The organism is Pseudomonas sp. FeS53a, assembly GCF_000931385.1.
Taxonomy (GTDB): Bacteria; Pseudomonadota; Gammaproteobacteria; order Pseudomonadales; family Pseudomonadaceae; genus Metapseudomonas; species Metapseudomonas otitidis.
In genome coordinates, this window is record NZ_JYFT01000001.1 from 1 (window position 1) to 526 (window position 526).

At 72.4% G+C, this 526-nt stretch carries 1 pseudogene; it reads left to right on the top strand.

The features are described 5' to 3' along the window. Positions 1-526: pseudogene (locus SZ55_RS28235) on the top strand (metabolite traffic protein EboE); the annotation flags it as partial.

A 526-nucleotide genomic window follows, 5' to 3' on the forward strand; every position in this document is an offset into this window, starting at 1 on the left:
CCACGCTGCCAGCGAACTGCAGGTGCCGGCCCGCCGCCGCGCCTTCCTCGCCCTGCTGCGGCGTTGCGGGCTGCGCCTGACCTCGCTGAACGGCTTCCCCTTCGGGCGCTTCCACGGTGCGGCGGTCAAGGCCGAGGTGTACCAGCCCGACTGGGCCGATCCCCGGCGCCTGGCCTACAGCCTGCAACTGGCGGAGCTGCTGGCGGGCCGGCGTCCAATGCGCGCGGTAGCCCAGGGGCACGCTGGAGATAACGCCCTGGTTGCAGTCCTCCGGCAGGGCCTCGGCCAGCAGCACGCGGAGAACCGCCTGCGCCAGCTCACCCGGGGCCTGGCCGAGCTGCGCCAGCGCACCGGCAAGCACATCCGCCTGTGCCTGGAGATGGAGCCGGATTGCGTGCTGGAGCGCACCGAGGAGGCCCTGGCGTTCTTCACCCGCTGGCGCGACACGGACCCGAACTGGCGCTACCTGGCGCTGTGCGTCGACGTGTGCCACCAGGCGGTGCTGTTCGAGGAGGTGGGCGAATCC